Genomic DNA, 17,966 nt, shown 5'->3' with positions numbered 1-17,966 from the left:
TGGTGAAGGCGTCGGTTGCGCGGAAGTCGTAGCCGTACTTGTCGGCGGGCACCGAGGTGCGGAATTCATAGCCGTACTTGTCGCCGGCAAGGGTGTCCTTGGCGGAAGCGGCCTGGGCGGCGCCGATGGCGGCGAGCGACAGCACGAGCGTGGAAGCGAGCTTGAGGGCGAAGGTCTTGGTCATGATGTTCTCCAGTATCTTAAAATTCGTTGAATTTCGTTGATTGTTCGCTGCGACTGCCAGAACGTTGCTTTGTTTGTGCGCGCCGTCCATGTAACGAACTATAGGAGAGTCATCGGTGCGTTAGACTAGACTTATCCGGATACATTGTTCAGAATTTTTGAATTAGTGGGCAGGCGCGGGTGCGCCGCGGCCCACTACTTCACAAAGCCAAGCACCTCCCGGAACCGTTCGTGCTGGCTCGTACGCATCCATTCAAAGGCAACCATCTCGACCGTGGCCGCGGTTGCCCCGCCGTTGCGCATCCTGTCGATTGCCGCCTCCCGGCTGGACGCCTGCCGCGAGCCGATGGCATCCAGCACCACGGTGACTTTCAAGCCGTTCCCGAGCAGCCCGGCAACGGTCTGGAGCACGCAAACGTGGGCTTCGCAGCCGGCCACCACCACGTTCTTCCGGCCTTCAGGAAGCATGTCTAGCAGACCGTCCCGGCAGCCGTCGAAGTAATCCTTGGCCAGGGTCAGATCGCACAGGCGCTTGATTTCATCGATATTCCCGCCCAGGCTGCTGGGGCTTTGTTCTGTGCCGATCACGGGCACGCCCAGCACACGCGCGATGTTGCCAAGACGTACGGCCTCCTTTGTCACGCGATCGCCTTCGTGGATCGCCGGCATCAGGCGCCCTTGGAAATCCACCAGCACTAGAACGGATTCGGCGGCGTTTTGCAGCATGTTCATTTCCTTTGGCGAGTTGGGGTCCCCATCGCTTCCTGCATGCAATTCCCGGTGGGAGCGGTTGAAGTCTCAAGCCGCATTGTCCCGCTTTGAGGCCGGCTCAGGCAGGTCGATCATGACCTGGGTACACGAAACGCATCAAGATGATCCTGGAGGAACCTAGCCCGCCCGATGCAACACGCGCCCGAGATCAAGATCATCGAGCAGGCAACGAACACTGTGATGATTGCCGAGGCGGCCGAGGCCCACGGCGTGGCATCCGCTCAAATAGCCAAGACGTTGTCCCTGAAACTGAAGGACAAAGCGGTCCTGCCGGCGGCCGGCGCAACCCATGCCGCGATTCGCATTTCGCCCGAGCACCCGGCGCAGTTGATCAAGGCGCAGTGGGTCGATGTGGCGCAGGGCTAACTGTCATGCTCCTCATCCGTGGCGCCAAAGCGTGGGGGATAGAGCGGATAGCGCAGTGCCGCGTACACCAGCGCGACGGTGGCGATGGCGGTAATCCAGTCGATCAGGTCTTTCATGGCATTCCCTGCTTCCCTAGCGGCGCACGAGCCCCAGCAGCGCGTGGCTGCCGTCCTGCGCGGCGGTGGATGTGCGGCCGCTGCCCCAGCCTATTGCCGCGCGGTAGCTGCCGGCGTGGCGGGGCTGCGTGGTGGCTGCGTTGTCCGCCGGCTGGCAGGCGTCGGCCAGCGGCGCCACGAAGAGCGCGTCTTCGGGGCAGTACAGCTCGCACATGAAGCAGGTCTGGCAGTCATGCTGGCGCGCGATCGCCGGCGGCTGGCCGGGCACGATGGCGAAGACATTGGTGGGGCATACGCGCACGCAAATATTGCAGCCGGTGCAGCGCGCGCTGTTGAGCAGCTCGATCATGCGGCCACCTTCCAGGTGGTGCCGGCGATGCTTTCGCGCGCGGTCCAGACTTCATCCAGCCCGCCGCTGATCACCCGGTGGCGCTGGCTTGCATCCTGGTCCGGGTGATCGATGCGCCGGTGCATGCCGCGCGTCTCGGTGCGCGCCAGCGCGCTGCGGTACATCCAGCGCGCGGTGGCGAGCATGGCGGTGGCCTCGCGTGTGCGCAAGGCATGCTCTGCGCCGGGTAGTGCAGCCGCGTTGCCCCATTGCCGCCACAGCGCATCGAGCCGCACCAGTGAATCGGTGAGCGCCTCGCCATGGCGGAACCAGTTGCGCGCGTAGGGAAACACTTCGGCTTGCACGGCGCTGACGAGTGCCGATGCGTCAGCCTCGGCCGGGGTTGCCTGCGTGTGCGCCGGGTTGCCGTAGCCGGCGCTGTACAGGGTTTGCCCGGCAGTGAGGCGCGCTTCCTGCGCGAAGGCGGCCGCGCCCTGGCCTGCCCACCAGCCGGACGACATCGCCCATGCGGCGTTGTGGCTGCCGCCGCCGGTAAAGCCGCCGCAGATCAGCTCGCGCGTGGCAGCGTCGCCGGCAGCGTACAGGCCGGCGACGCTGGTGGCGCATTGCGCGTCCAGGATACGCAGGCCGCCGGTGCCGCGCACCGTGCCTTCGAGCCGCAAGGTCACCGGGAAGCGTTGCGTGAAGGGGTCGATGCCAAGGCGGTCGAAGGGCAGGAAATAGTTTGGCTGGGCGCTGCGCATCCACGCACGCACCTTGACGTCCGCGCGGTCCAGCCGCGCGTACACCGCTTGCGTTTGCAGCGCGCGGGCAATCACGCTGCGGCCCTGCGCGGAGCCCGCGCCTTCCAGCACCTGGCCCCGTGCGTCATAGAAGGTCGCCCATTGGTAGAACAGCGATTTGGTGACCGACGAGAACGCGGGCCCAAGGCCATACGCATTGGAGAACTCCATGCCGGACAGGTCGGCGCCGGCCTGGGCTGCCATCAGGTAACCGTCGCCGGTCAGCACGTTGCAGCCCAGTGCGCGGCTGAGAAAGGCGCAGCCCCCGGTGGCGATCACCACCGCGCCGGCGCGCAGCGTCCACTCGCCCGGCTGGTCCGCGCGGGGCTGGCGGTGCAGGCCGCGTGCGCCGCGCACCGCGCCGCCGCCATCCACCAGCAGGGCCAGCGCCGGGCTGTGATCGAGAATGCGAACGCCCGCCGCCTTGGCGCGCCGGCGCATCAGCCGCATGTACTCCGGCCCTTGCAGGGAGATGCGCTGCGCCTGGCCGGATGCGTCCTGCGGAAATGGGTAGCCCCATTCGGCAAGCTGTTCGAGTCCCGCGCAGGTGCGCTCCAGCACCCGGTCCATCCAGGCCGGCTCGGCCAGTTCGCCGCCAAGTGTGTAGCGGCTGGCCTTGGCCGCCGCGCGCGCGGCGGGGTCGGGGGCAACGTGCCAGATGGCGGTGCCGGCTGCCGCCGTTGCGCCCGAGGTGCCGCAGTAGCCTTTGTCGGCCAGCACGACGCGCGCGCCGCATCCGGCCGCGGCAATGGCTGTCCAGGTGCCGGCAGGGCCGCCGCCGATGACCAGCACATCGGTCTGCGGTGCGGGTGTCCTGGCGCGGTACTCGGTCCCGATGGATGGCATGCGGCGATTCCTCCCGGCAGTGGCGATTGGCAATGGGCAATTGGCAATGGACATATCGAACGATCGAATGACAGTAGCCAACTGGCGCGGGCCGCGCAACGAAGCTTTGGTGCAATCCATATGCGCTCGCCGCAGCGGCGGCGAGCGCGGCAATCCGTTGCGCTGGCAACCCATTCAATCGGTAAGGTCAGTACTGACGGTCAGCGCTTCCCACTGGTTGATTTCCTCCTGCAATGTCTTGAGCTTCTCGCGAACGAAGCCGAGCGCATCGGTGCCCAACAGAAGATGCACCGGCGGCTGCTCCGACGCCACCACCTTGAGGATCGCCTGCGCGGCCTTGCGGGGATCTCCCGGCTGCTTGCCGGATCTTGCCGCACGCGCGGCGCTCAGCGGTTCCAGCGTTGCCGCGTAGTCCTCGATCGTGCGCACCGTGCGCTGCAGGGAGCGGCCTGCCCAGTCCGTGCGGAAGGCGCCCGGCTCGATCGCGGTCACCTTGAAGCGAGTCAATGGGCACGCTGCGCCTGAACGTGCCCCCGACCGCCATCCCGCTGGTGATCCAGCCCATCCTGAAAGCGTTCCTGACGGCCTACCCCGACATCAATGTCGAGGTCATCGCGGATAACAGCCTGGTGGACATCGTCGGCAAGGGTTTCGATGCCGGCATCCGCTACGACAATGTGCTGGACGAGGACATGGTGATCGTGCCGCTCGTCACGCAGATGCGCTTTTGCGTGGTTGCGTCTCCGGCGTACCTGAAAGACAAGGCAAAGCCACGGCACCCGCGAGATCTGCTCAAGCATCGATGCGTGAACTACAGGAGCGCCGATACCGGCGCGCTGTATCGCTGGGAGTTCGAGAAGGCCGGTGAAACCATGCAGATCGCCGTGGCCGGGCGCATCGCGACCAATGACAACGGCTTGCTGCTGCAGTCCGCCCTGGACGGGTTCGGCTTTGCCTACCTGCAATACCGCAACGCCGAGCCGCATTTGCGGGCCGGCGCACTGGTGAACGTGCTGGACGCGTGGATACCACGCACGGGGCTCTACCTCTACTACTACAACCGGACGGGGATGCCGAAGAAGTTGCGCGTCTTTATCGATTTTGCCAGGACGGCGCTGGCGGATAGCAGGTAGCGGGGACGCCGTCATCAGCGCCGGGCCGGTGTTACCGGCATTGCCATGCGGTGCGGGCGGCAATGGACAAAGGCGCCGGCTTGCGCCCGCGAGGCGATTTACGCTGACACAGCCTGCCGCAGTGCCAGGAAGGTGCCATCTGGCTGGTAGAAGATGACCGCGTCCACGATGCCGGGCAAGGGGCGGCGAAACGCGACCCGATACCCCTGGAGGCCTTCCAGGTCAAAGGTCCGCCCGTCAAACGGCCGCAGTGGCCAACTCTGCTGGCTGCCGATGCGCAGCGATAGCTGGCCCGCCGCATCGAGCGTGACGCTGATCTCCTGCATGCCGTGCATGAACCTGCCAGCGCAGAGGGCGCGGAACGCCGGGTCGAGCACGTCGCCGCCTGCCGCGCGGCGAAATACGATATCCGCCACCATCGGCTCCAAAGGCGCGCAGATCCGGTCGATGTTGCCTTCCCGGTCATAGCCGAAGCTCAGTGTGAGGTTGTCGGGATGGATCTCGGCGGGTTTGTCGGGCGTAGTGAACACGTCGTAGTGGCGGTGTTCGAGCTGGCCCGACATGCCGCGCCAGCACCATGCCAGAGCGTTGTTCTCTTTGGTGATGCCAATCCGCCCGTAAGCCGGGTGTTCATACTCGCCCGCATAGTCGTCGAGCGGATGGCTCGGCGTGGTGCCGGTCCGGCGCAATTCGCTGCGCGCCTGCTGGTCGACCTTCTGCTGCGCTAGCGCCTGGCGGCGCATGGTGCGGAACCGGTCGAGCCAGTCAAGCGGCTTGTGGCCGCAAAGCTGATCGAGCGCGGTGCAGGTCAACAGTTCGGTGACGGCACTTGGGGCGCGATTGGTCAGCACCGCGACGCCGATACGGCGTTCCGGCAGCATCGCCATTGAGTTGGCCCAGCCGACCCAGCTGCCGGTGTGGGAGACCTTCCGTTCGCCGCGATAGTGTTCCAGCGACAGGCCGAGCCCGTAGTGGAACTCGCCCACCTCCTCGAACACGGAGCGGCCCACATGCACGCGCGGAGTCATCATTTGCCGGACGATGTCTGCAGACAGCAGCGGCTTGCCGTCCACGGTGCCTTCATCGATCAGCAAGCGCATCCACTTCGCCAGGTCCGACACGCAGGCATTGAGTCCGCCGGCGGGCAGGGCACGGATAGGCGTCAGCATCGCCCGCTGGCGTTCGTCGCCTTGCATGATGTGCGGATGCGCATGGTTTGGCGCGGCGGCGAGCGCTTCGATGGATAGCCCGAAGTGCGCGAAGCCCAGCGGACGGAGTAGGCGTTCGGTGGTGAAATCCTCCCAGCGCTGCCCGCTGATGCGCTCCGCGATATGCCCGGCCACGAGATACCCCAGGTTCTGGTACTGGTAGGCCTCGCGCACGTCCCGGCTCGGCTCCAGATGGCGCAAGGCCGCCAGGATCTGCGCCATGGACAGGTCGCCCGGCGAGTGGATCCAGTCGTGGCGCGGGACGCCGCTGTGATGGCAAAGCAAGTCCCGCACGGTCACGCGCTCGGTCGCAACCGCATCGTGCAGCCGAAACTCCGGTATGTAGTCGCGCACGGGCCGGGTCCAGTCGAGCTTGCGCTCGTCCACCAGCAGGCCAAGCCCGGCGGCGGTGAAAGACTTGGTGAGCGAGCACAGCAGGAACTGGGTGTCCGCCGTCACGGGCAACGGCGCTTCGGTGTCGCCGGTGTCGCGCACGCCATAGCCTTTTGCCAGCACCGTTTCGCCATCCCGGATCATGGCGAGCGCAAGGCCTGGTACCTTCCATTCTTGCATCGACGCCTGGACGAGATCATCGAAATCACTGAGCATGGCGCGGGATCCTTGTCTCTGCAATGGCATGGCTTATTGGAGACCGGCGCGGTTTGCGTTGCGCGTTGCGCGCCGGATCGCCCGCGGGAATCCGGGAATCGGAATCGCTGCGTGCGCCAGACGTTAGCACCGGCCCGGCAAACTGTTATCGCCACTAAGGAGGGTGTGTTGTGGCGGCGCGACGGGCAGGATGCAGCGCGATCCCGCACGGTTCCCAGCCGGATTGATTTACCGCCAGGATCGCGCTACGATATTTTGAACGTAGTTCAATAATGTTCTTCGTTCATTTATATGGATGAGATGGCCGACCCCGACATGCCGGGCCGCCGCGCCCGAAAGCGCGCGCAAACGCTGGATCTTCTTGCCCAGACTGCCATGGGCCTGTTCGAGGCGCAGGGGTATGACGCCGTGACGATGGAGCAGATCGCGGCCGAGGCCGACGTTGCCAAGGGAACGCTCTACAACCATTTCCCAACCAAGGAATCCGTGCTCGCGCATTGGATCCACATGCAATTGGCGGCCGATCTGGCGCATCTGCAGCCCGAGGTCGAGCAGCAGGCAAGCTTCCGGCCGGCGCTGGCGCTGCTGCTCGATGCGTCCGCCGCCTGGTGCGAGGGGCATCGCGCCTACCTTTCTCCTTACCTCCGCTTTCGTTTCCTGAGTCTTGATGCTGCCCCGCCCGCGCAAGAGGCCGCCGGGGCCAGCGACATGACCGATGTCTTCGGGCTGCTGATCGCCTTGGGCCAGCGCTCGGGCGAACTGCGGGACGATATCGGCGCGGCGCATCTGGCGTCGCTTTTCCATCACCTCTATCTCGCTGCGCTGATGCGCTGGCTGAGCTTGCCGGGACTCACGCTGCGCGAGGAGTTCGCGGTGGTGGTGACACTGTTCGTGGAGGGAAGCGCCCGCCCGCTGGCGCCACGTGCAAGGAGCCGCAAGACGCCATGAATTTCATCGTCGCAACCTATGGCACGGAGGGCGACGCCCGCCCGCTGGCCGCACTGTGCCGCGCATTGATGGATGCCGGCCACCAGGCCCGGCTACTTGCCGATGGCGCAACGCTTGGCACGGCCAGGGTCCTTGGTGTTCCGGCAACCGCGCTGGCGGGGGACATCAAGGGCGCGTTGCAGCCGGAGCTTGCGATCTCCGGCGTGGTGGCGCGCAATGGCGGCTTCACCAGCACGGCGAGCGCGCTGGCGCGCATTGCCAATGCCAATGCCGAGGCATGGCTGCGGGAGATCGTGGCGGCGGCGGGCGCTGGCTGCGATGCCATCCTCGTCTCGGGCCTGGCGGCTTTTGCCGGCTTGTCGGCTGCCGAGCATCTGGGCGTGAAGGCGATCGGCACCGGGCTGATCCCGATCACGCCGACGGCGGACTTCGCCTCGCCGTTCCTGGCGCAGGCGCGGCTGCCGGGCTGGCTCAACCGCACGAGCCACCACTTCGTCAACGGGATGCTGTGGCGGGCATTTCGCAAGCAGACCAACGCGGCGCGCGCGGCCGTATGCGGGCTGCCGCCGCGGCGGCAGCTGTGGACCCGGCATCCGATGCTATACGGGGTTTCGCCCAGCCTGTTACCCCGGCCGGCGGACTGGCCGGGCAATGCGGCGCGTGTCTGCGGCCAATGGATCGCGCCGTCACCGGACTGGACCGCGCCGCAGCCGCTTGCGGATTTCCTCGCCGCAGGGGAGCCGCCGATGTATTTCGGCTTCGGCAGCATGGCGGGGTTCGATCGGCAGAAGATGCTGGACGCGGTGATCACGGCGTGCGCAGGACAGCGGGCGCTGTTCTATCCCGGGTGGAGCGGGGTGGATACCGCCGGGCTGCCGGCGAATGTGCATGTGCTTGGCGACACGCCGCACGACTGGCTGTTTCCCCGGACATCGCTCGTTGTCCATCACGGCGGCTCCGGCACGACCCATTGCGCCGCGCGGGCGGGCGTGCCTTCGGTGGTGGTGCCGTTCGCGGGTGACCAGTTCTTCTGGGCGGACCGGCTCAGGCTGGCCGGCGTGGCCGGTGAAGCCGTGAACGGAAAGCACCTGCAAGCTTCGGCACTCGCGCGCGCCATCGCGTTCGCCCAGGGCGCCGAAGCCCGTTCCCGGGCGCGCGAGCTCGGCGCCAGGATGGCGGGCGAAAACGGCCTGGCCGATGCGGTCTCGGCCATCGAGGCCATGATGCGGGATGGCACCTGATGTTACTGGGGTCCGCGGGCGGCCTGGTATCGGGGTTTTTCCGTGTCCGCTAATTTCCGGATCACTGGCGGGCACGACTAGAATGGATTGTCCGGAGCGAGGCGCTTCGCGCTGAAGTGCCCGCCACGCCCCACATCGCTCACGTCGTTCACCTCGCTCACGCCGTTCACACCAGAGGAGCCGCCCATGTCCTTGCCTCATCTAGCTTCCGGCCAGGTGGCCAGCGTGCTGCCGCTAGGCGAGCGTCTCGCGAAGACACCCAATACCGCCTTCTTCAAGGAAAGCCGCCTGGAGGTCATGCGCCTGGTGCTGACCGCCGGCAAGCATATGCCGGCCCATGCGGTAGCCGGGCCAATCACGGTGCAATGCCTGGAAGGGGAGGTCGATATCGGCGTGGAGGGCGCGCACCGGCTGTTGCGCCAGGGCGACCTGGTCTATCTGGAATCCAACGTGATGCACGATGTGACGGCGATCAGCAACGCGTCGCTGCTGGTGACGCTGGTGCTGCTGTAGCAGGTGCCATAGCCGGCGTCGCCAGGAAACGCTCAGTGCTTTGCCGGACGCGCGTGCAATAGCCAGAGGACCTCAAATTCCTCCGGTGTCATCGCCGTGCCGTCGAACTCCGGATCCGCGTTGATCTCGGCAAGGCCGGGAACCGGCACCAGCCCGAGATTGGTGCTGCCCGTCGCCGCGCCGGTGCTCGCGAAGCCAACGGTTCCATCCCGGAAGAATTCCAGCTTCCTGGTTTCGAAGCGTGCGCCGTCAAGCTCCGACACGAGCCGAACCGGCTCGGAGGGAAGTTCGTGCCGCCAGATGACGTCGATGTATTCCATCGGGGTCTCCCCTCAAGCCGCGTGTCGCCAAACAAAAACCTAGTCCTTGGATAGCTCGCAAAACCGCAGGCGGTTGCCAAACGGATCCGCGACTTGCAACTGCCGTCCCCAGCCCACCACGTCGATGCCTGGTTTTGCATAGCGATACTGCCTGGCATCCAGTTCGCGATGCAGGGCATCGATGTCCTCCACGGGGACGAACACCGTCGAACCCGGCGTGGCGTCGCCATGGTGCTCGCTCAGGTGCAGCGTCAGGCCGGATCGCCTCACCTGGGCGTAGAGCGGAAATTCCTCACCGAAACGATGCTCCCAATCGAGCGAAAAGCCAAGATAGTCCAGATAGAATTCCTTGGCCTTCTCGACCGAGAAGATCCGGATGATGGGGATGGCGGGGGACAGGTTCATGGCGTTGTGCCTGCGGCTTACGCTTCGACCAGGTTGGGAATCTCCACGGCGGGATTCACGTCGGCTGCATAGTCCACGCCGTCGATGCCGAATCCGAACAGGCGCAGGAACTCCGCCTTGTAGCCCGCAAAATCGGTGAGCGCGTAGATGTTGTCGTCGGTGACCTGGTCCCACAACTGCGTCACGCGGGCCTGGACATCCGGGCTGAGTTCCTTCTCATCCGTGCGCAGGCGGCCTTCCGTATCCTGGCGTGGCGACTGGCTGTACAGGCAGTCCTGGTAGAGCGAGTAGACCTGCTCGATGCAGCCTTCGTGGGTGCCGGTTTCCTTCATGACCTTGAACAGCAGCGACAGGTACAGCGGCATCACCGGGATGGCGGAGCTGGCCTGGGTCACCACGGCCTTGAGCACCGCCACGCGGGCGTCGCCGCCGGTGGCGGCCAGCTTGCCGCGCAGGTCCAGCACCTTCTGGTCCAGGTCTTTCTTGGCGGCGCCGATGGAGCCGTTCCAGTAGATGTCGTGGGTGACCTTCTCGCCCAGGTAGGTAAACGCGGTGGTCTTTGCGTTGTCGGCGAGCACGCCGGCGGCGAGCAGGGCATCGATCCACATTTGCCAGTCTTCGCCGCCCATCACGGCGACCGTGTGATCGATCTCTTCCTGCGTTGCCGGCAGCAGGTTGATTTCCTTGATCACCTCCTTGTCGGTGTCCAGGCCGCGCTGCCGGATTTCCTTGCCTATGGGCTTGAGCGTGGAATTGAAGATTTCCCCCGTCTTCGGGTGCTTTCGCCGCGGCGCAGCAAGGCTGTAGACGACCAGGTCGACCTGGCCGAGATCGCGCTTGATGATGTCGATGGTTTGCTGCTTGATCTCGTCGGAGAAGCCATCGCCATTRATGCTCATGGCATAGCGGCCTTCTGCCGTTGCCGCCTTGTGAAACGCCGCCGTGTTGTACCAGCCCGCGGTGCCAGGCTTGCTCTCGGTGCCGGCGCGTTCGAAGAACACGCCGAGCGTGTCGGCGCCGCAACCGAACGTTGCCGTGATGCGAGCGGCAAGCCCATAGCCCGTGGAGGCGCCGATGACCAGGACCTTCTTGGGTCCGTTGGCGACCGGGCCGTGTGCCTTCACGTAGGCGATCTGCTGGTTGACGTTGGCTTCGCAGCCGGCGGGGTGGGCGGTGACACACATAAAGCCGCGCACGCGGGGTCCGATGATCATGGTGGGTTCCTTGCAATTTTGGTGGATTGTAATGGAACCCCGGCGGAACCCCGGCCTCCTGCACGCGCCAGCTTGGCTGGGCGCCTGTATCAATCGTCCCGCGTTAGCACTTCCAGCAACTCGATCTCGAAGACCAGGTTCGAGTTTGGCTTGATATGGGCGCCGACCTGCCGCTCGCCATAAGCAAGGTGGGCGGGGACATGGAGCTTGCGCTTGCCGCCGACTTTCATGCCCATCAGCCCCAGGTCCCAGCCTTTGATCACGCGCCCGGTGCCGATCACGCACTGGAAGGGCTTGCCGCGATCGTAGGAAGAGTCGAACCGGGTGCCGTCCTCCAGGTAGCCGTTGTACTGGGTGGTGATCAAGGCGCCTTTGACCACCGCCTTGCCGTCGCCGAGTTGAATGTCTTCAACCTGTAGTTCGTTGCTCATCCGCTGCTCTTTTTCATGGTCATGGGTGCATTGACCGAGGAGGCAGAGTTTACATCCCATGGCAGTGTCACCAGAAGGGGCGCGGACGGATTTTTGCAATCGGGCGGCTATCGTTGCTCGGGAGGCATCCCGCGAATGGCGGCTGAGAATTGCGCATGCGTGGCCGGATCCACCGGCCGGTGCTTGGCTTTCGTGCTCGCCGGATCGCTGCCCAGGAAGTTGTTGCCCTTCCAGTTGCGCGACGGCCGGATCGGCCTTGGCATGAAGCCGCCCCCGCAATTCGGGCAGACATTGCCCAGGACATCGTCCACGCATGACGCGCAGAATGTGCATTCATAGCTACAGATGCGCGCTTCCAGCGACGCTGGCGGAAGCGCCTTGTTGCAGTGCTCGCAGCTTGGCCTGAGTTCCAGCATGTTCTTTCTCCTCCGCTATGGCGTGTCATGTTGGTAAATCCACTGCCATACTAATGACGGAGAAATCGCACGGCAATTCGAAAAAATGACAGGCATGGTAAAAATCATGCCACCCATAAATAAATGAGCAGGGACAGCCATGAAACGCATCTTCCTAGTGCTGCCGCCGCAGGTGCACATGCTGGATCTCGGCGGGCCGATGCAGGTGCTCGGTTCCGTGGCAGCGCTCGGGATTTCGCCGCTGGCGCTGCACTGCGTCGGGCCGCAAAAGACGGTAACCAGCTTTCAAGGCCTGGCCTTGAGCGGGGTGCAGCCGCTGCCGGCACGGCTGGCGCCGGGCGACGTGGTGATCGTGGTGGGTTTCAAGCTGGTGTTCAGCGCGCTGTCCACGCCGGAGCATCGGCAGATCGTCGAGTGGCTTCAGGCCGTGGTGCGGCCCTGCCTTGGCGAGGTGACGCTGGCCAGTGTCTGCACCGGCGCATTCCTGCTTGGCGCGGCCGGCTTGCTCGACGGGCGCAGCTGCACGACGCACCATGAGCACCTGGCGCGATTGCAGCAACGCCATCCGCACGCGCGGGTGCTGGCTAACCGGGTGCTGGTCGAAGATGGCCCGCTGATGACCTCGGCCGGCGTGACGGCGGGCATCGACCTCGCCTTGCATCTGATCTGGCGGGCATTCGGCGCTGCCGCCGCGATCCAGGCCGCGCGCGAGAACGTCGTGCCGTTCCGCAGGCTGGGCCAGGATCCGGCGCTCGACGTGCAGCTGCGCTACCGCAATCATCATCATCCGCTCATCCACGCTGTGCAGGATTTCCTGACCGGGCAGCCGGCCTGCGCATTGTCGTACAGCGAGCTAGCCGGCCGCTTCGCGCTGAGCTACCGGCATCTGGCCCGGCTGTTCCAGCAGGAGAGCGGCATCACGCTCAAGCAGTACCAGCAGCAATTGCGGCTGGATCTGGCGCGCCGGTTGCTGAAGGACAGCGATTGGGCGGTCGACCTGGTGGCGGAGCGCTGCGGCTTTGCCAGCCCGCAGGCGTTCCGCGCCGCGTGGCGGCAGGAGGAGGCGCTGCCGCCGTCCCGCTGGCGGGCGCAGGCTTGATGTCTCCCTATGTCCCTGTGCTACGTGTTGTGTTCGCCAAGCGCGGGAACGTAATCGTCGCTAGCGGGCAGTCCAAGGGAAAACTTGACGGGGAAGTTCAGCGCGATGGCGTTCTCCGAGGGCACCTCGCGCACCATGTTTCGCGCCTTGACGTGCGGGTCCGCGAATAGCTCCTGCGCGCTGAGCGCGGGAGAGAACGGCAGGTCGAAGGGCGCGAAGACTTCCGCCCATCGGGCGAGGGACCGCGACCGGAAGATCCCGTTGAGCAGGCCGTTCACTTCCGGCTTGTGCTGCTGGCGGCCGGGCCGCGACGTGAACCGGGCATCGAGCAGCGCTGGAAAGTCCGCACCAATCGCCTCGCACAGGTTGAGCCAGAACTTGTTTTCCAGGATGCCCATGGCGAGATGGCGGCCGTCGCTGGTCTCGAAGATATCGTTGTCCGGCATGACGGTTGGCGATTCGTGCGGGCGATCCTCGTACCCGCGCGCGGCCCAGGCGCCATGCGCGGTCCATGACAGGATGGCGTCATGGATCGACACATCGAGATGCTGGCCCCGTCCATGCTGCCGCGCGCTCATGACCGCCACGGCCAGCGCCAGCGCAGCATAGCCCGAGGCCGCGTAGTCGGAGGCGCGCACGCGTGGCCGGGACACCTTGTCGTCCACCTGCACCGGCACGGACCAGTAACCTGCCAGCGCGAGATAGTTCAGGTCGTGGCCGGCATGGTCCGCATACGGGCCGGTCTGGCCGAACCCGGACACGGAGCACAGCACGATGGCCGGGTTCACTTGCGCGAGCGCGTCATAGCCCAGGCCGAGGCGTTGCATCACGCCGGGCCGGAAGCCTTCGACAACGGCGTCCGCCGCTTTCACCAGGCTCAGGAACGCCGCGCGGCCCTCGTCGGATTTCAGGTCGAGCGCGACGGATTGCTTGCCGCGATTGAACTGCGCAAACACGGCAGGCCCGAGTTGGCGGGAGGTGTCGCCCGTGCCCGGCTGCTCCACCTTGACCACGTCCGCGCCCAGCTGCATGAGCAGGGTCGTGGCGTGCGGGCCGGGCAGGAGCTGGCTGAGATCAATGATCTTGACGTCCTTCAGGCAGGACCACTCTGGTTTCATTGCCGGTTCCCGGTGCTTTAGCTGACGTCGCCGTCCATGCCGATCGAGCGGATCAGCTTGCCGTAGCGGGCGGTATCCGCGGCCACCATGCCGTTGAACTGCGACGGGGAAGCGCTGCGGCGCAGTTCCCCGGCGTTGGCCTTCAACTGCGCATCCAGGCGCCCGCTGGCCTGCAGTTCCGTGACGGCGGCAAAGAGCCGCTGGGTGAGTTCGGCGGGCAGGTGCGCGGGCGCGAACAGGCCGCTCCAGTTGTCCAGTGCCAGGCCGGGGGGCAGGACCTCGGCAAGCGTCGGCACCTCCGGGAAATAGACGGAGCGTGCGGATGACGACACCGCCAGCGCCCGCACCTGGCCATTGCGCAGGTACTGGGTCGCGGTGCCCAGCACCGGCATGCCGAACTGGGTCTGGCCGCTGAGCATGGCGGTAATGATCTCCGTCGCGCCCTTGTAGGGGATGTGCACGGCCTGCGTGCCGGTCTGGTGCAGCAAGGCCTCTACCGCCAGATGCGCGATGCTGCCTTTGCCGCCCGAGCCGTAGTTGAGCTTGCCGGGTGCGCGCTTGAGCGCGGCGATCAGCTCGCCGGCGGTCTTGTATGGCGCATCGGCAGGCACGATGAGAGCGGTAGGGCCGCCGGAAATCGCCGTGATCGCGGTGAAATCGTGCACGGGATCGTATGGCATGTTGCGGTACAGATGCACGTTGATCACATGCGTGTTCGCGAGAATGCCCAGCGTGTAGCCATCCGCGGCGGCGCGCTTCAAGGCGCTCGCGCCGATCACGCCGCCCGCGCCCGGCATGTTCTCCACGACCAGCGGCTGGCCAAGCGTGCGGGCCAGTTCAGCCGACAGCGTGCGTGCGATGTTATCCGGCGCGCTGCCCGCCAGGAACGGGACGATCAGGCGCACGGGACGATTGGGGTAGGGCGCGGCGGCGCGCACCGGCGTGAGCATGCTGCTAAGTGCGGCTGCGCCCGCGGTGGCGAGCCAGGTTCGGCGTTTCATGGGGGTGTCTCCAGTTCTTGGCTGCGCAGTTCGCCTGCGTCGGTTTGATCAACCGCTGCCAGCTCAGGCTTTGGCCTGCATGGGTTCAAGGATCGCGCGGGCGATGGTATTGCGCTGGATCTCGCTGGTGCCGGTGAAGATCCGGAACATGCGCAGCTTGCGGAAAGCCTGCTCCACCGGATGTCCTCGCGTCACGCCCACGTTGCCGTGGATCTGTACGGCTTTGTCGGCTACCTCAAAGCAGCGCTCGGAGATGAACAGCTTGCACGCCGCGGCCTTCACGCGAAGATCCGCGCCACTGTCCGCCAGCGCGGCGGTTTGCGCGATCATGCTCTCGCAAGCCCACAGCGCGGCAGCCATGTCCGCCAGCATGTGCTGGATGGCCTGGAAGCGCGCAATGGGCCCGCCGAACTGGCGCCGCTGGCCGGCATACTCCAGCGAGGACGCATAGGCCTTGGTCGCCAGGCCCAGCATGGTAGGGCAGTGCAGCAGCCGGTTGACGTTGATGCGCGACATGCCGAGCTTGAAGCCGTTGCCTTCGCCGCCAAAGATATTGGCGCGCGGCACCCGCACATTGACGAACTCGATGTCCCCATCGATATGCTGGCCCGACATCGGCACGTACTCGGTGCTGACCTTGACACCGGGCAGGTCCAGGTCGATCAGCACGGCCGTGATGGCGGGCGGGGACACGGTGGCATCGGTGACGCACATGACGATGGCAAAGTCGGCAAACGGCGCGCCGCTGATGTAGTGCTTGCGGCCGTTGATGACGAGGTCATTGCCGTCCGCCACGGCCGTGGTGGAGATGCTTTGGGCATCCGAGCCGGAATGCGGCTCGGTCAGGGCGAAGCAAGTGGATTTTTCGCCCCGGATGACCGGCTGGAAGTAGCGCGCAAGCTGGTCCGGCGTGGCGTACTTGAGCATATTGCCCACGCGCGGCGGGCCGCCCAGGTCGCCCAGCACGTGCGGCGCCAGCACCGCGCCGCTGGCGGCAAGGTCTGCCTTCAGCGCGCATTGCTCGGCGATGTTCAGGCCCTTGCCGCCGAGCTCGACGGGCAGGCAGGCGGCATAGAGCCCCAGCTCGCTGGAGCGGCGCCACACGCCGCGCAGCACATCGCGCGGCCAGGCATCTTCGGACCCCAGGCCCAGCTCGCGCTCCAGCGGCAGCAGTTCTTCATGGATGTAGCGCTGGATGCTGGCGCGGGTCTCGACCAGCACGGGATTGGTCAGGTTGTCGAACATGGCGGTTCTCCTTAGTTCACGCGACGGGATACGCCTTGCCAGTACGGCTCGCGCACCAGTTTGCGAGCGAGCTTCCCGCTCGCGTTCTTGGGCAGTTCGGTGACGAAGTCGATGGTTCGTGGCGATTTGTAATCGGCAATGCGCGCGCGGCAGTGCGCGATGAGGTCTTCCGCCGTGCCTTGCCGGCCGGGCCTGAGGGCAACGACGGCCTTGACGCTTTCGCCCCAGGTGTCGTCGGGCACGCTGATCACGCAGGCTTCCATCACGTCCGGATGCTGGTAAAGCGCGGCCTCGACCTCGGTCGGATACACATTGAAGCCGCCGGAGATGATCATGTCTTTCTTGCGGTCGACCAGGTAGATGTAGCCTTCTTCATCCACCCGCGCCAGGTCGCCAGTGCGCAGCCATCCGTCCACCAGCACTTCGCGCGTCAGCTCCGGCTCGCCCCAGTACCCGTGGAAGACATCCTCGCCGCGGATCACCAGTTCTCCGATGTCGTCGCCGGCCACTTCGCGGCCCTGTTCGTCGACCACGCGCACCTCCGTTTCGCCAAGCGCCCGCCCGCACGACGCCAGCCGCTCGGGCCGGTGCGCCAGGGCGTCGGCATGATCGGCGGTCGAGAGGCGGGTCACGCCGGAGGTGGACTCGCTCGCGCCATAGCCTTGCGACAGGATGGGGCCGATGCGCTCCCACGCCTCGCGGATGCGCGCGGGCGCCATCGGCGCGGCGCCGTAGGCCAGGGTCTTGAGGCTGCTCAGGTCCGCGCTGGCCAGGGTTGGCTCAGTCAGCAGCATATTGATCATGGCCGGCACCATGAACACATGGGTGAGGCGCAGCCTGGCCACCTCCGCCAGGAAATGCGCGGGCTCGAACTTGTCGAACAGCACCAACGTTGCGCCGGTGTACAGATACGGCTGCATCAGCATGCCGGAGGCGTGGGTGATGGGGCCGATCAGTGCCAGGCGGTCGCCGGGCCGTGCCGGCTTGTCCATGCTCAGCAGCATCTTGCGCAGCGCTGCCAGGCGGTTGCCATAGCTCTGCATGGCGGCCTTGATCTTGCCGGTGGAACCCGAGGAAAAATGCAGGACGGCGAGGTCGTCGGGCTGCGGCGTGATGTCGAGCGGCGCAGGGCTGGCGCCTGCGAGCAGGGCCTCGTAGTCGCCGTAGCCGTCCGCGGGTTTGCCAATCGCGATGAACGTTTGCACGGATCCAAAGCCCGCGGTTTGCGGCGAGTAGCCGGTATAGCCAGGTCCGGCAAACAGGATGCGCGGCGTACAGTTCTCGGCCACATCCGATGCCTCCGCCGCCGTGAAGCGCGGGTTGAGCGCGGCCTTGACGAGCCCGGCCTTGTACAGGGCGCACTCGATCTCGACCAGCTCGGGGCGGTTGCGTGATTGAATCGCCACGCGATCGCCCCGGGTGAGGCCGAGGGCCAGCAGCGCATTGGCGAGGCGGTTCGAGCGCTCGTCCAGTTCGCGATAGGTCAGCACGCGGTCGTTGTAAAGCACGGCGGCGTGATCCCCCCAGTAGCGCGCCGCGCGGCGCAGGAAGAAAGCGAATCCCATGGGTTGTCTCCTTGATGGTTCTTCGCCGTAGTCTGTAAGATGCGGGGCATCACTACAATGCCGTACCAGCTATAAAGGCATAACCAG

The 17,966-nt window shown here is 65.8% G+C and carries 19 protein-coding genes and 2 pseudogenes; 6 read left to right on the top strand and 15 right to left on the bottom strand.

Annotation, left to right across the window (positions count from 1 at the left end; all coding sequences use genetic code 11):
• Together AB4061_RS34860 and AB4061_RS34855 are read right to left on the bottom strand one after the other, a co-directional pair.
• A pseudogene (locus AB4061_RS34860) lies at positions 1 to 184 on the bottom strand (hypothetical protein); the annotation flags it as partial.
• A gap of 194 nt (positions 185 to 378) precedes the next feature.
• Positions 379 to 909 carry an isochorismatase family protein gene (locus AB4061_RS34855; protein WP_441640708.1) on the bottom strand — a complete coding sequence of 177 codons (531 nt, stop codon included), beginning with the start codon at positions 907 to 909 and terminating at the stop codon, positions 379 to 381.
• A 174-nt stretch (positions 910 to 1,083) separates the two neighbouring features.
• Here AB4061_RS34855 and AB4061_RS34850 point away from each other — a divergent pair, with 174 nt between their 5' ends.
• The gene (locus AB4061_RS34850; RefSeq protein WP_441640707.1) at positions 1,084 to 1,320 is read left to right on the top strand and encodes a hypothetical protein; all 237 of its coding nucleotides are present in this window, start codon (positions 1,084 to 1,086) and stop codon (positions 1,318 to 1,320) included.
• Between the two features lie 132 nt (positions 1,321 to 1,452).
• Here the strand turns inward: AB4061_RS34850 and AB4061_RS34845 are convergent, their stop codons facing one another.
• The 3 genes and pseudogenes from AB4061_RS34845 to AB4061_RS34835 form a co-directional block, all read right to left on the bottom strand.
• Positions 1,453 to 1,785 carry a 4Fe-4S binding protein gene (locus AB4061_RS34845; RefSeq protein WP_441640706.1) on the bottom strand — a complete coding sequence of 111 codons (333 nt, stop codon included), beginning with the start codon at positions 1,783 to 1,785 and terminating at the stop codon, positions 1,453 to 1,455.
• Entirely contained in the window at positions 1,782 to 3,413 is a 1,632-nt protein-coding gene (locus AB4061_RS34840; protein WP_441640705.1) for an FAD-dependent oxidoreductase, read from the bottom strand. The genes AB4061_RS34845 and AB4061_RS34840 overlap by 4 nt, the downstream gene beginning before the upstream one ends.
• Positions 3,414 to 3,587: 174 nt before the next feature.
• A pseudogene (locus AB4061_RS34835) lies at positions 3,588 to 3,905 on the bottom strand (short-chain dehydrogenase/reductase); the annotation flags it as partial.
• Between the two features lie 14 nt (positions 3,906 to 3,919).
• Between AB4061_RS34835 and AB4061_RS34830 the strand changes: the two are divergent.
• Positions 3,920 to 4,546: a LysR substrate-binding domain-containing protein gene (locus AB4061_RS34830; protein WP_441640704.1), complete on the top strand. Its 627-nt coding sequence runs from the start codon at positions 3,920 to 3,922 to the stop codon at positions 4,544 to 4,546.
• 98 nt (positions 4,547 to 4,644) lie between these two features.
• On the opposite strand, the gene AB4061_RS34825 is transcribed toward AB4061_RS34830, so the two are convergent.
• Positions 4,645 to 6,363 carry a serine hydrolase gene (locus tag AB4061_RS34825; protein ID WP_441640703.1) on the bottom strand — a complete coding sequence of 573 codons (1,719 nt, stop codon included), beginning with the start codon at positions 6,361 to 6,363 and terminating at the stop codon, positions 4,645 to 4,647.
• A 291-nt stretch (positions 6,364 to 6,654) separates the two neighbouring features.
• Here AB4061_RS34825 and AB4061_RS34820 point away from each other — a divergent pair, with 291 nt between their 5' ends.
• From AB4061_RS34820 to AB4061_RS34810, 3 genes are all read left to right on the top strand, one after another.
• Positions 6,655 to 7,311: a TetR/AcrR family transcriptional regulator gene (locus tag AB4061_RS34820; RefSeq protein ID WP_441640702.1), complete on the top strand. Its 657-nt coding sequence runs from the start codon at positions 6,655 to 6,657 to the stop codon at positions 7,309 to 7,311.
• Complete coding sequence (locus tag AB4061_RS34815) at positions 7,308 to 8,552, top strand: glycosyltransferase (protein ID WP_441640701.1); 1,245 nt, start codon at positions 7,308 to 7,310, stop codon at positions 8,550 to 8,552. Before AB4061_RS34820 ends, AB4061_RS34815 begins: the two co-directional genes overlap by 4 nt.
• Before the next feature lie 186 nt (positions 8,553 to 8,738).
• Positions 8,739 to 9,065, top strand: a complete 327-nt coding sequence (locus AB4061_RS34810) for a cupin domain-containing protein (RefSeq protein WP_441640700.1) — start codon at positions 8,739 to 8,741, stop codon at positions 9,063 to 9,065.
• Between the two features lie 32 nt (positions 9,066 to 9,097).
• Here AB4061_RS34810 and AB4061_RS34805 read toward each other — a convergent pair whose 3' ends face one another.
• The 5 genes from AB4061_RS34805 to AB4061_RS34785 form a co-directional block, all read right to left on the bottom strand.
• A complete protein-coding gene (locus tag AB4061_RS34805) occupies positions 9,098 to 9,385 on the bottom strand; it encodes a DUF6881 domain-containing protein (RefSeq protein ID WP_150984935.1) in 288 nt (95 codons plus the stop codon).
• 39 nt (positions 9,386 to 9,424) lie between these two features.
• Complete coding sequence (locus AB4061_RS34800) at positions 9,425 to 9,790, bottom strand: glyoxalase superfamily protein (RefSeq protein ID WP_441640699.1); 366 nt, start codon at positions 9,788 to 9,790, stop codon at positions 9,425 to 9,427.
• A gap of 17 nt (positions 9,791 to 9,807) precedes the next feature.
• Complete coding sequence (gene fabV / locus AB4061_RS34795; RefSeq protein WP_441640698.1) at positions 9,808 to 11,004, bottom strand: enoyl-ACP reductase FabV; 1,197 nt, start codon at positions 11,002 to 11,004, stop codon at positions 9,808 to 9,810.
• A gap of 89 nt (positions 11,005 to 11,093) precedes the next feature.
• A complete protein-coding gene (locus AB4061_RS34790; protein ID WP_441640697.1) occupies positions 11,094 to 11,435 on the bottom strand; it encodes an FKBP-type peptidyl-prolyl cis-trans isomerase in 342 nt (113 codons plus the stop codon).
• Between the two features lie 107 nt (positions 11,436 to 11,542).
• Positions 11,543 to 11,851 carry a DUF1272 domain-containing protein gene (locus tag AB4061_RS34785; protein ID WP_441640696.1) on the bottom strand — a complete coding sequence of 103 codons (309 nt, stop codon included), beginning with the start codon at positions 11,849 to 11,851 and terminating at the stop codon, positions 11,543 to 11,545.
• Between the two features lie 139 nt (positions 11,852 to 11,990).
• Between AB4061_RS34785 and AB4061_RS34780 the strand changes: the two genes are divergently transcribed.
• Positions 11,991 to 12,950 carry a GlxA family transcriptional regulator gene (locus AB4061_RS34780; RefSeq protein ID WP_441640695.1) on the top strand — a complete coding sequence of 320 codons (960 nt, stop codon included), beginning with the start codon at positions 11,991 to 11,993 and terminating at the stop codon, positions 12,948 to 12,950.
• Between the two features lie 20 nt (positions 12,951 to 12,970).
• Here the strand turns inward: AB4061_RS34780 and AB4061_RS34775 are convergent, their stop codons facing one another.
• The 4 genes from AB4061_RS34775 to AB4061_RS34760 all read right to left on the bottom strand — a co-directional run bounded on the left by AB4061_RS34775 (position 12,971) and on the right by AB4061_RS34760 (position 17,879).
• Complete coding sequence (locus tag AB4061_RS34775; RefSeq protein WP_441640694.1) at positions 12,971 to 14,068, bottom strand: CaiB/BaiF CoA transferase family protein; 1,098 nt, start codon at positions 14,066 to 14,068, stop codon at positions 12,971 to 12,973.
• A 17-nt stretch (positions 14,069 to 14,085) separates the two neighbouring features.
• The gene (locus tag AB4061_RS34770; RefSeq protein ID WP_441640693.1) at positions 14,086 to 15,069 is read right to left on the bottom strand and encodes a tripartite tricarboxylate transporter substrate binding protein; all 984 of its coding nucleotides are present in this window, start codon (positions 15,067 to 15,069) and stop codon (positions 14,086 to 14,088) included.
• Positions 15,070 to 15,132: 63 nt separating this feature from the next.
• Positions 15,133 to 16,314 (bottom strand): acyl-CoA dehydrogenase family protein, encoded by a 1,182-nt coding sequence (locus AB4061_RS34765; protein WP_441640692.1) that lies wholly within the window; start codon positions 16,312 to 16,314, stop codon positions 15,133 to 15,135.
• An 11-nt stretch (positions 16,315 to 16,325) separates the two neighbouring features.
• Positions 16,326 to 17,879, bottom strand: coding sequence for an AMP-binding protein (locus AB4061_RS34760; protein ID WP_441640691.1), 1,554 nt, complete (start codon positions 17,877 to 17,879; stop codon positions 16,326 to 16,328).
• Positions 17,880 to 17,966: the final 87 nt, after the last annotated feature.

Origin of the sequence: Cupriavidus sp. YAF13, from assembly GCF_052113425.1 — a bacterium.
Lineage (GTDB): Bacteria > Pseudomonadota > Gammaproteobacteria > Burkholderiales > Burkholderiaceae > Cupriavidus.
Note: the sequence above shows the minus strand (reverse complement) of the source record. Positions and strands in the feature narration are given on the sequence as shown.

Bases quoted from the DNA above. Each gene is read 5' to 3' on its own strand.
- AB4061_RS34790 (WP_441640697.1), bottom strand. From the start codon at position 11,435: ATGAGCAACGAACTACAGGTTGAAGACATTCAACTCGGCGACGGCAAG.
- AB4061_RS34805 (WP_150984935.1), bottom strand. From the start codon at position 9,385: ATGGAATACATCGACGTCATCTGGCGGCACGAACTTCCCTCCGAGCCG.
- AB4061_RS34785 (WP_441640696.1), bottom strand. From the start codon at position 11,851: ATGCTGGAACTCAGGCCAAGCTGCGAGCACTGCAACAAGGCGCTTCCG.
- AB4061_RS34810 (WP_441640700.1), top strand. From the start codon at position 8,739: ATGTCCTTGCCTCATCTAGCTTCCGGCCAGGTGGCCAGCGTGCTGCCG.
- AB4061_RS34845 (WP_441640706.1), bottom strand. From the start codon at position 1,785: ATGATCGAGCTGCTCAACAGCGCGCGCTGCACCGGCTGCAATATTTGC.
- AB4061_RS34825 (WP_441640703.1), bottom strand. From the start codon at position 6,363: ATGCTCAGTGATTTCGATGATCTCGTCCAGGCGTCGATGCAAGAATGG.
- AB4061_RS34820 (WP_441640702.1), top strand. From the start codon at position 6,655: ATGGATGAGATGGCCGACCCCGACATGCCGGGCCGCCGCGCCCGAAAG.
- AB4061_RS34770 (WP_441640693.1), bottom strand. From the start codon at position 15,069: ATGAAACGCCGAACCTGGCTCGCCACCGCGGGCGCAGCCGCACTTAGC.
- AB4061_RS34830 (WP_441640704.1), top strand. From the start codon at position 3,920: ATGGGCACGCTGCGCCTGAACGTGCCCCCGACCGCCATCCCGCTGGTG.
- AB4061_RS34840 (WP_441640705.1), bottom strand. From the start codon at position 3,413: ATGCCATCCATCGGGACCGAGTACCGCGCCAGGACACCCGCACCGCAG.
- AB4061_RS34815 (WP_441640701.1), top strand. From the start codon at position 7,308: ATGAATTTCATCGTCGCAACCTATGGCACGGAGGGCGACGCCCGCCCG.
- AB4061_RS34780 (WP_441640695.1), top strand. From the start codon at position 11,991: ATGAAACGCATCTTCCTAGTGCTGCCGCCGCAGGTGCACATGCTGGAT.
- AB4061_RS34850 (WP_441640707.1), top strand. From the start codon at position 1,084: ATGCAACACGCGCCCGAGATCAAGATCATCGAGCAGGCAACGAACACT.
- AB4061_RS34765 (WP_441640692.1), bottom strand. From the start codon at position 16,314: ATGTTCGACAACCTGACCAATCCCGTGCTGGTCGAGACCCGCGCCAGC.
- AB4061_RS34775 (WP_441640694.1), bottom strand. From the start codon at position 14,068: ATGAAACCAGAGTGGTCCTGCCTGAAGGACGTCAAGATCATTGATCTC.
- AB4061_RS34800 (WP_441640699.1), bottom strand. From the start codon at position 9,790: ATGAACCTGTCCCCCGCCATCCCCATCATCCGGATCTTCTCGGTCGAG.
- AB4061_RS34855 (WP_441640708.1), bottom strand. From the start codon at position 909: ATGCTGCAAAACGCCGCCGAATCCGTTCTAGTGCTGGTGGATTTCCAA.
- AB4061_RS34760 (WP_441640691.1), bottom strand. From the start codon at position 17,879: ATGGGATTCGCTTTCTTCCTGCGCCGCGCGGCGCGCTACTGGGGGGAT.